1 protein-coding gene is annotated in these 2299 nt (G+C 62.7%); it reads left to right on the top strand.

Annotated elements, in window-relative coordinates; translation table 11 throughout:
- The first annotated feature begins 530 nt into the window (after positions 1–530).
- Positions 531–2081 carry a site-specific integrase gene (locus H7965_RS29550; protein ID WP_186774053.1) on the top strand — a complete coding sequence of 517 codons (1551 nt, stop codon included), beginning with the start codon at positions 531–533 and terminating at the stop codon, positions 2079–2081.
- Positions 2082–2299 lie beyond the last annotated feature (218 nt).

Genomic DNA, 2299 nt, shown 5'->3' with positions numbered 1-2299 from the left:
TCGCCGACCATTGCTCATCGCTCAGCCAGAACAGTACCGACATGCGCAAGCCCCTGATGCCCAAGGGGCAGCGAATCACAACCGGCCGGGCCACTCAAAGCGGTAATCGAGTTCCGAGCCTAGTGGTTTCCGCCGGCGTCCAGGATCGCGCGCATGGTTCGGGCGGTCGGCATGGCTGCGGATGGAGCGGGAGGAACGATTTTGGCGCGGCCGGGGCATCTGGCCACCGCCGAAGAACCCAGTTGGCAGGACGGCGGAGGTACCGGACCGGCGCGCATAAAATCAATTCTGGTGCATGCTATTCCACCGCAGCGCAAGCGCAATGTGGGGGATTTTGTAAGGGCTCACATCCACTTATAGGATATCGACAATCGAATCAACGCACTAAGCGCGGAGTATGGCGTCCCCTAGGGGATTCGAACCCATCTATCCGCAATGCCTAGGTAACTCCTGAAATGAGCCTATAAGCTGGCTTTGCTGGCTGTCTACTGCTACAATCGGCTGCTACAATCTGGCAGCCGAGGGCCGACATGTCACTGCCGAAGTACGTCCTCCTGCGGGGCCAAACCTACTATGTTCGCCGCCCCATTCCGTCGGAGGTTCAACCGGCCTACCCCGGGCGGCAGAAGCAGATTTGGCGATCCCTTGGCACGACCGTCAGGCGGGAGGCGGAGGCCCGCTCCCATGCGGTTCTGGCGGAAATTGAGCGTGATTTTGAGGGGAAGCGGCGGATGCTCCGTGCCGATGACGTTGAGCGCACCTTCCTCGCCTCCGGCGCATTCGATGCGGCTCTGAATGACCATGCTGCCGTGGCCGGAAAGTTGATGACCGGGCAGGGCTACGCCTTCCGGCCGGCAACCCCTGAGGAACAGGAAGCCGTTGAACTGGCGCTGCGGACAGGGATGGTGCAGCCGCGCCCGATCACACGCTCCGAGGCGGTTGCCCGCATCGATTCCGATCTGGCTACACTGGACTACGAGGCGGCTACCGCCTCCTTGGTGACTGCGTTAGACGAGGATGGAGAGCCGATTTTCGGGAACATCCCCGACCGGTACGTGCCGGCGCTCATGGCGAAGGTGCAAGAGCTTGCCGAAGCGGAGCGGCGCAGCTTGGAAGCGACCAAGGCGATCATCGCCAGCTCTACCGAAACTGCGGCATCCGAAGCGGCGGGACCGGTGGCGGAGGATTCGCTGACGGCGCTGTCAGAACTATGGAAGCGGCACCGCAACCCGGCCAAGTCATCGCAGGCAGACATGCGCACCGCGATCAAGAGGTTCAAGGCGGTTAACGGCCCCTTGATGTACCGTCAGGTCACCGACGAACATGCCCGCCGCTTCAAAGCGGATTTGCTTGGCGACGCGGCGTTGAAGAACGCAACCCGGCAAAAGCTATGGGGGATGCTCCGGGCGCTGCTGAATGTGGCTGTCGACGACGCTCTGCTGGAGTCTAACCCCTTCATCCGGGTGAAGATGACACTCGCCGACGACTCCGAGCGGCGGTCCGTGCTGACCACGGACGACCTTGAGGCGCTTTTCGCCAAGCTGCGCGGCAGGGAAGAAGAATGGTGGATCACCCGGATCGGCCTCTATAGCGGGGCGCGGCTCGCCGAAATCTGCCAGCTCGCCAAGGATGACTTTGTGACGGTTGCCGGCGTGCCGGCCTTCCATATACGCGCCGATGCCGAGGCTGGCACTTCGGTGAAAACCCGCAGCTCCATTCGGCTGGTGCCGGTGCATCGGCAGCTCATCGCCGATGGCCTGCTGGAATGGGTGCAGGCCCGCAAGGCGGAGCGCCTGTTCAGCATGTCCGGCGCGGTTGCCAGCAAGCGGCTGGCCCGCGTTTTTGATGGTGCCGGGCTTGGGGATGACAAGGTGTTCCATTCCCTTCGACACACCTTCAAAGGTGCGGCACGCCGTCAAATGGGTGAGGAATGGCATGATCGCCTGACCGGTCATGCGTCGAAGTCGGTCGGGCAGGACTATGGTGATTACGACCTTCGGACCCTCAAGGAGAAGATCGACCAGATCGCCTTCGGGACCGAAGCGCCCGTGCCGGTACGTGAGGTCATGCAGGCGTCGTAGCCGTAAGAATACCACCGCGGCTGTTTGCCCTCTGTCGGCACATCGCCAATTTGGTCAACCTGACCGCGGTAGCCCCTAGAAGCTTTGACCATGCGCCGGGGCCGGTGGCCCGCGCATGAACACGACTCCGGACAGCGTCAAATGCTGGACGAGCTGCGCCGCCGCCAGTGCCGCAGTTGCCTCATAGCCAGTCCGCCGGGGCTTCCCGCGGTCGTCGA

Origin of the sequence: Siccirubricoccus deserti, from assembly GCF_014283215.1 — a bacterium.
Classification (GTDB): Bacteria; Pseudomonadota; Alphaproteobacteria; order Acetobacterales; family Acetobacteraceae; genus Siccirubricoccus; species Siccirubricoccus deserti.
Note: the sequence above shows the minus strand (reverse complement) of the source record. Positions and strands in the feature narration are given on the sequence as shown.